Annotated in this window: 7 protein-coding genes and 2 tRNA genes; 5 read left to right on the top strand and 4 right to left on the bottom strand. The window is 68.4% G+C overall.

Features of this window, described 5'->3' with window-relative positions:
* The 3 genes from VFR64_14015 to VFR64_14005 form a co-directional block, all read right to left on the bottom strand.
* A partial coding sequence (locus VFR64_14015) for a hypothetical protein (GenBank protein HET9490854.1) occupies positions 1 to 186 on the bottom strand: 186 nt, incomplete at its 3' end.
* A gap of 61 nt (positions 187 to 247) precedes the next feature.
* Positions 248 to 323 (bottom strand) — tRNA-Ala (locus tag VFR64_14010).
* A gap of 46 nt (positions 324 to 369) precedes the next feature.
* Positions 370 to 457, bottom strand: a tRNA-Leu gene (locus VFR64_14005).
* Positions 458 to 1561: 1104 nt separating this feature from the next.
* Between VFR64_14005 and VFR64_14000 the strand changes: the two genes are divergently transcribed.
* Together VFR64_14000 and VFR64_13995 are read left to right on the top strand one after the other, a co-directional pair.
* The gene (locus tag VFR64_14000; protein HET9490853.1) at positions 1562 to 3700 is read left to right on the top strand and encodes an indolepyruvate ferredoxin oxidoreductase subunit alpha; all 2139 of its coding nucleotides are present in this window, start codon (positions 1562 to 1564) and stop codon (positions 3698 to 3700) included.
* The gene (locus VFR64_13995; protein ID HET9490852.1) at positions 3697 to 5244 is read left to right on the top strand and encodes an indolepyruvate oxidoreductase subunit beta family protein; all 1548 of its coding nucleotides are present in this window, start codon (positions 3697 to 3699) and stop codon (positions 5242 to 5244) included. The genes VFR64_14000 and VFR64_13995 overlap by 4 nt, the downstream gene beginning before the upstream one ends.
* A 10-nt stretch (positions 5245 to 5254) precedes the next feature.
* On the opposite strand, the gene VFR64_13990 is transcribed toward VFR64_13995, so the two are convergent.
* Positions 5255 to 5812: a hypothetical protein gene (locus VFR64_13990; GenBank protein HET9490851.1), complete on the bottom strand. Its 558-nt coding sequence runs from the start codon at positions 5810 to 5812 to the stop codon at positions 5255 to 5257.
* 114 nt (positions 5813 to 5926) lie between these two features.
* Between VFR64_13990 and VFR64_13985 the strand changes: the two genes are divergently transcribed.
* The 3 genes from VFR64_13985 (at position 5927) to VFR64_13975 (ending at position 7364) form a co-directional block, all read left to right on the top strand.
* Positions 5927 to 6280, top strand: a complete 354-nt coding sequence (locus VFR64_13985; GenBank protein HET9490850.1) for an NADH-quinone oxidoreductase subunit A — start codon at positions 5927 to 5929, stop codon at positions 6278 to 6280.
* Between the two features lie 140 nt (positions 6281 to 6420).
* On the top strand, positions 6421 to 6909 hold the full coding sequence (locus tag VFR64_13980; protein ID HET9490849.1) for an NADH-quinone oxidoreductase subunit B family protein: 489 nt from the start codon (positions 6421 to 6423) through the stop codon (positions 6907 to 6909).
* 2 nt (positions 6910 to 6911) lie between these two features.
* Entirely contained in the window at positions 6912 to 7364 is a 453-nt protein-coding gene (locus tag VFR64_13975) for an NADH-quinone oxidoreductase subunit C (GenBank protein HET9490848.1), read from the top strand.
* Positions 7365 to 7402 lie beyond the last annotated feature (38 nt).

Genomic DNA, 7402 nt, shown 5'->3' with positions numbered 1-7402 from the left:
GGGCACCGGATTCGGTGGCTCCAGCACGGGCGCGCCGGGGTCGTCCTGTAAGACTTCCATCATCACGAACTCTACGATCTCCGAGGGGCTGACGCCGGCCTGGCGGGCCAGGTTCTGAACCTGTACGAAGACCTGCGTATTTAGGCGGACGACGTTGGTGCCGAGCCGGCGGACCTTGGCGGCCATGCGCCGGAGTCCTACATACCAAGTGCCAGCGACTACTGGACTTTCGAACCGGGGGAAGAAATGGTGGAGCTGAGGGGAGTCGAACCCCTGACCCCAAGACTGCCAGCCTTGTGCTCTCCCAACTGAGCTACAGCCCCACGCGAGGGGTCACGTTACAAGGCGGCGAAGAGCGTTGTCAAGGAATGGTACCGGGGGCGGGAGTCGAACCCGCACGCCCTTGCGGGCATGGCGTTTTGAGCGCCACGCGTATAGCCAGTTCCGCCACCCCGGCCCGGTCCGCGATCACCGTATTGTACAGCCACCCGACCCTTGGCCGCCCGCGGGGTCGCGATGGGCTGTGACCCAGTGGCGAGAGATAACGTTCGGCCTTGACGCGTTTACGGAAAAGGCATGGCACGTCAGTGGCGTAATAAATCCAGCCGAGCACGCGAATCGACTCCGCTTTGGCGTACCGGAGTCTCCAGCACGCACGGCCCTGCTCTCTCCCCTCGCTGATCGCTCCGGAGACTCCAAGTATCGTGCAGATCCGCGCACGCACCCAATTCAGGAACGGGAGACTTGCCGAGTAGAGAGAAACGTAGAGGCGATCGTAGACATAGCTCTCTTTCTTTGCGACATGATACTGATCCTTATAGACGAGCACAGTACCATCGCCGTCAAGACATCCTCTGAAGAAGTCCGCAAAGTATTCATCGGGGATCTTCAGAGGGCCGAGTGTCAAGCTCTTGGCCGGCGCGAGACCGATCGCGACGAGCCAGGTATAGAGACGGCGATCTCTCCATTGGATGTGGTAGCACCGGCTATCGGTGTACTGGGTGATGGAGTTCGTGAGGCGAAGACAGCGTCGAACAGTCTCCAGTAACTCAGTGTCCTTCGACGCCAGCGACAAACCCCAGCGTGTCCGCGACAGGTTGCCGTCGGTCGCCATGAGACCAACCACGTAAGCCATCTCGGCTGACCAGGTGGGCGGTGTTGAGAGCGCGTCTGAATTGGAAGGCCGAGGCCCCTGCGGTCGTGCTGGGATCCCGAACGCCCCCGCAGGACCGTGTTGGGAGCACAGCCCAGTCGGCGCGCGACTTCCTTCGCCGTTAGCTGGCCTTCCACGTAGAGCCGTTTGAGCGTTTCGGGATCGATCGGCACATAGAAGGGATGCATGCTCGATCGTTGAGCCGGCCCAATCACGTGTCAATGTCCAAATCTTCGAACGTATAGCGCATCCGACCCGGTGCTGAAGAAGTGGCTGGGGTACCGCCAGGCGAGTCGACGCAACGGTCGGGCATTCGAGTCTAGCAGCGCGTAGTTTCATCAGCGATTCGGCGTAGTAGAATCAGCCAGGCGGACCAGCGATCCCAACGCAGTCCAACTGAGGCTCCCCATGGGTGAGCGAACCTTCACCGAAGACGTCGAACAGCTCGGCTACGGGGCCGGGCAGGTCCTGCGCGGCGAGGGCATCCTGGCCATCACCAAGGCCCTGCTGCAGTCCGGCGTGAGCTATGTGGGCGGCTATCCCGGAGCGCCCATCTCTCATCTGCTCGACGTGCTGGCCGACGCCAACGAACGCCTGCTCAAGCCGCTGGGGATCTACTTCGAGCAGTCGGGCAGCGAGGCGGCGGCCGCCGCGCTCCTGGGCGCCTCGATCAACTATCCGGCGCGCGGGGCGGTGACCTGGAAATCGGTGGTGGGCACCAACGTGGCCTCCGATGCCCTGTCCCACGTGGCCTCGGCGGGGGTGATCGGCGGCGCCCTCGTCGTGATCGGCGAAGACTACGGCGAGGGGGCGAGCATCCTCCAGGAGCGGACGCATTCCTCGGCCCTCAAGTCGAGCATCCCCCTCATCGATCCCCGGAACAGCCTGGCCGCATTCGCGCGCTTCGTGGAGGAAGGCTTCGGCCTCAGCGAGGCATGTCACGAGCCGGTGTTCTTCAGCATCCGCATTCGGGCCTGCCACATGCGGGGCACGCTCGTCTGCAAGGACAACGTGCCGCCGCGCGTCAGCCGGCGCTCGCCACTGAGCGGCCCGACTTTCAGCCTGGAACGGATCAACCTCCCGCCCTTCACCTACGCCATGGAGGCGCAAAAGTTCGAGCGGCGCCTGCCCGCGGCCCGCCGCTATATCGTCGAGCGCCGCCTGAACGAGCATCACCCGGGGGAGCTCTCGGACCTCGGCATCGTGATGCAAGGGGGGCTGTGGAACACCACCGTTCGCGGCCTGCACGCGCTGGGACTGGCCGACGTCTACGGCCGCACGGCGGTTCCCCTCCTCGTCCTCAACGTGCTGCACCCGACCGTGCCCGAGGAGCTGATCGAGTTCCTCCGGGGCAAGCGGCGCGTCCTGGTCGTCGAGGAAGGGATGCCGAACTACCTCGAGCAAGAGCTGAAGGCGCTGGCCCACGATGCCCGCCTGGAGGTAGTGATCCACGGCAAAGACGTGCTGTCGCCGCATGGCGAATACGTGCCCCAGCTCGTCATCGGCGGTCTCCGCACGTTCCTGAGCCAGGCGGCCAGCCCCAGCGTGCCCGCCGCGCTGGTGGAGGAGCGCCATCGCGCCCTCACGGGTCACCAGGTCGCCATCCGCACCGTCCTGCCCACCCCGGTGGCCAAGCGGCCGCCGACGTTCTGCACGGGCTGTCCGGAGCGCCCAGTGTTCAGCGCCATGAAGATCTTGCGAACCCGCGAGCCGGCGATCGGCGACACGCACGTGGCGGCCGACATCGGCTGCCACACCTTCTCGACGCAGGCGCCCTTCAACGTCGGCAACTCGGTCCTGGGCTACGGCATGGGCCTGGCGTCGGCGAGCGCGGTGGGGCCGCTCTTCGCCCGGCGGGTCGTCTCGGTCATGGGCGACGGCGGCTTCTGGCACAACGGGCTCAACAACGGCGTGGCCAACGCCGTCTTCAACAAGCAGGACTCGGTGCTGGTGATCCTCGACAACTTCTACACCTCGGCGACCGGCCAGCATCACAATCCCTCCACCGGCCGGAACGCGCGCGGCGAGCCGACCGGGATGACCATCCCCGAAGCCCTCCGCGGCGTGGGCGTCAAGTGGATCCGGACGGTCGACGCCTATCGGATCGGCCAGGTGCTGCGGACGCTCCGGGAGGCCTTGACCACCCGCTACGACGGGCTGAAGGTGGTCATCGCCCGCGGGGAGTGTCAGCTCGAGCGCCAGCGCCGGGAGCGCCCGCGCCAGCGCCGCCGTCTGGCCGCCGGGCAAACGGCGGTCCAGCCGCGCTTCGGCGTGGATCCCGATGTGTGCACCGGCGACCACTCGTGCATGCGCTTCAACGGCTGTCCCTCGCTGACCCTGCGCGAGAGCCCGGATCCCCTCCGCGACGATCCGATCGCCCACGTCGATCACACCTGCGTCGGGTGCGGGGTGTGCGGGGAGGTGGCCCACGCGGCCGTCCTCTGCCCATCCTTCTACGAGGTGCGGGTGATACACAACCCCTCCCGCCGACAGCGCTGGATGGCACACCTGCGCGCGGCCGTCATCGCGCGCCTGGCCACCGCGTGACGGACCCTGCTCGGGCGCCGACTCCGCCGGCGCTCTTCTCCCTGCTGATCCCCGCCGTGGGCGGCCAGGGCGGGGGCGTGCTGGCCGAGTGGATCGTGGAGGCGGCGCTCCAGGACGGTCTCCTGGCCCACGCGACCTCGATCCCCGGCGTGGCCCAGCGGACGGGCTCGACGACGTACTACGTGGAGGTGTATTCCGGCCCCGGCGAGACGGCGCCGGCCTTCTCGCTCTATCCGGTTCCCGGGGCGCTCGACGTGCTCCTGGCTCCGGAGTTCCTGGAGGTCGGGCGCGCCGTCGAGAACGGCATTCCCTCGCCGGCCCGGACGACGATCATCGCCAGCACCCATCGGCTGTACTCGATCCACGAGAAGGTGGCGACGAGCGGCGCCATCTATCCGACCGAGCAACTGCAGACCGCCGCGCGGGCGTTTGCCCGGACGCTGATCGCGTTCGACGCCCTGGCGCTGGCCCGGGAGCACGACACCGAGGTCAACGCCATCCTGCTGGGAGCGCTGGCCGCCAGCGAGGCGCTGCCGATTCGATCCGCGGCGTACCAGGTGGCCATCGAGCGCCGAGGTGTCGGTGTCGAGGCCAACCTGCGCGGCTTCCAGGTGGGGTACGAGCAAGCGCGGTCGGGCGCGGCCCGGCCCACCGCGGCCGCGCGGCCGGCGCTGCGGCCGGCCCCTGTCCTTCGCGAGGTCGTGGGAAGGCTGCCCGAAAGCGTGCGGCCCCTGGCCGGCGAGGCGGTGGCGCGGCTGGTGGACTACCAGGACGTGGCTTATGCGGGGCGATACCTCGAGCGCCTCGCCCCCTTCGCTCAGCCCGGGGGCGACCCGGAGGTCGCGCGGCTCGTGGCCAGGCACCTGGCGGTCTGGATGAGCTACGAGGACGCGATCCGCGTGGCCGATCTCAAGACGCGAGCGAGCCGGCTCGCCCGCATCCGCGAGCAAGCGGGCGCGGACGCGCACGTGATCGTCACCGACTATCTACGACCCGACCTCGACGAGCTCTACGGCATCCTCCCCGACCGCCTCGTCGCCCCCTTGGCCCGGTGGGCAGAACGGCGCTGGCCTCATGGGCGGCCGGCCCTCGGCCAGCACGTTCGGACGACGACCGTGCTGGGTTTTCTGCGCCTGTGGCTCCTGGCCCGTTGCCGCTGGCTTCGGCCCTACTCGTACCGCTCGCGCCGAGAGCACGAGCGGATGGAGCGCTGGCTGGCCGCGGTGAGAGCAGCCCAGGACCGGGATCCGGCTCTGGCCCGTGAGGTGGCGGCGGCCGCCCAGCTCGTCAAGGGCTACGGTGAGGTGCGCCGCCGGATGACCGCCCTCTTCGATCGCCTGCTCGACAGCGTGACGGCCGCCGCCGCCCGAGAGGCCGACGGCGACGGCTGCCCGATCGCCACGGGGCTGGCCGGCACATTCCGTCGGCTGGCCCTCGCCGGGCCGGAGGGCGAGCAGCGAGCCGTCGGGCTCGCTGCCGACGTCCTCGACCGCCTGGCGCGGAAGGAGCGCGATGCTGCGCTGGCGGCTCTGAGCGCAGCTTAGAGCCGGTCGGCTACTCTCCGCGCATCGAGGCCGGTGGGCGGGACGCCTGGGAAGCCGCGGCGCCGCCCCGGCGTCCGCCGCCCGTGAATTCTGCGAAGAACGTCCGCCAGAACGTCCCGGGGGCCGGCGGCTCGCGATCACCGAGCAGGACACCGGCGTCGAAGCGGTGGGCCAGGCGATAGGTGAAGCTGTAGAAGGCGCCGATGGAACGAGGCGTCGCCTCGCCGTTGAAGCGCAGATCGAGGCCCAGATGCATCAACCCGCCCAGCAGATAGCCCCAGAGGGGCAGGGCCTGCGTCCACCACGCCAGCGCGATGAGCAGGGCGAACAGCTCGTAGGAGTGGAGGATCAGCACCGTGCGCCGGGTCCGTCCCTCCATGTAATAGCGCAGGAAGGTGCCCGGCCGTAGATCGCGCTGACGCTCCACCACCACGTAGTCGATGGCGTGATCGACGTCGATCAGGAACCCGCCCAGGGCGACGCCGGCAGTGAGGGGAAGTGATCCCGACAGCGCCGCCGAGGCCGCGCAGGCGGCGACGGTCGTCACGAGATGGCCACCAGGGCTCACATCGTCATCCTACCGCGGGGCGCCTCGGCGTGTTTCCGTTACGCCGTCCCGGATGTGGTCTGACCAGGCGTGATATACTCGCATCTCGGGCCAAACTTCAATCGGGAGGCGTAGTTGCCGGAGTACTCGTCCGTCGCCATCTTCGCCGCGCTCATCCTGGCGTTTGGCGTCGTGTCCCTGGGGGCCGCCCGCCTGCTGCGGCCGGCGCGCCCGGACGCCGTCAAGCTCATGAATTACGAGTGTGGGGCCGAGCCGATCGGCGCCGCGTGGGTGCGGTTCCCGGCGGGCTTCTATCTGGTGGCCCTCGTGTTCATCCTGTTCGACACGCTCGCCGTGTTTCTCTTCCCGTGGGCCCTGATCCTCAAGTCGGCCGGGCTCGGGGCGTTCTGGGTCGTCGCGGCATTCGTGGGAATCATCGGGCTGGGCTGGCTCTACGCCCGGCGCGAGGGAGTGCTCGAGTGGAAGTGAAGCCGCCGGTGCCTCAGGTGCCGCCGCCGGGCTGGAGCGACGTCAAGGATCTGCAGGAGTGGGAGAAGTACCACCAGGAGCGCACCGACGGCGACAAGACGTCGAGCGCGCTGGCCGCGATCGCCGACGCCATCCATCACATGCCGGGCGGCTGGATCGTCGTGACCTCCACCGAGAAGATCTTCAACTGGGCGCGCAGCTCGTCGATCTGGCCGGTCACCTTCGGGCTGGCCTGCTGTGCGATCGAGATGATGGCGACGTTCGCGTCGCGGTTCGACGTCGAGCGGCTCGGCATGGTGCCCTGGGCGTCGCCGCGGCACTCGGACCTGATGATCATCTCCGGCACCGTCACCATCAAGATGGCGCCGATGCTCCAGCGCATCTACGAGCAGATGCCCGATCCCAAGTGGGCCCTGTCGATGGGCTCCTGCGCGAACTCCGGCGGGCCGTTCCGCCACGGCTATCACGTGGTCAAGGGCGTCGATCGCGTCATCCCGGTGGACGTGTACGTGCCGGGCTGTCCGCCTCCACCGGAGTCGCTCCTGAACGGTCTGCTGCTCCTCCAGGATCAGGTCTCGCATTTCAGGCGCACGGGCCGCCGGGCCCCGCCGTCGCCGAAGGTGGACTGACGGTGACCTACGACGAGGCGCGCGCCGGGATTGCCGGGTTTGCCGGCGCCGAGATCACGTTGCCCGGCCCGCCGCTGACCGTGGTGGTGCCGGCGTCCGCCTGGGCGGACTTCGCTCGATTCGCCCGCGAGACGCTCGGCTGCGGGTTCTTTTCGTTCTGCTCGGCCGTGGACTGGAAGGCCGAGGGCCTCGAGGTCGTGGCCTGGGTGGCGAACCTCGACGCCAACGTCGGAATCCTCATGAAGGCCCGGCTGGGTCCCGGCGTCACCACGTGCCCGTCGCTGACGCCGGTCTATCGTGGCGCCGACTGGATGGAGCGCGAGTGCTACGACATGTTCGGGATTCACTTCGAGGGTCATCCCGATCTGCGCCGGATTCTGCTGGCCGACGACTGGGAGGGCCACCCGCTGCTCAAGTCGTACGCCGTGGACACGCCGCATCCGCCGTACCGCTGATTCCGAGTCCGGTTGCCGTCATGCCGTCCACCCCGCAC

The sequence above is a fragment of the Candidatus Methylomirabilota bacterium genome (genome assembly GCA_035709005.1).
GTDB lineage: Bacteria > Methylomirabilota > Methylomirabilia > Rokubacteriales > CSP1-6 > 40CM-4-69-5.
Note: the sequence above shows the minus strand (reverse complement) of the source record. Positions and strands in the feature narration are given on the sequence as shown.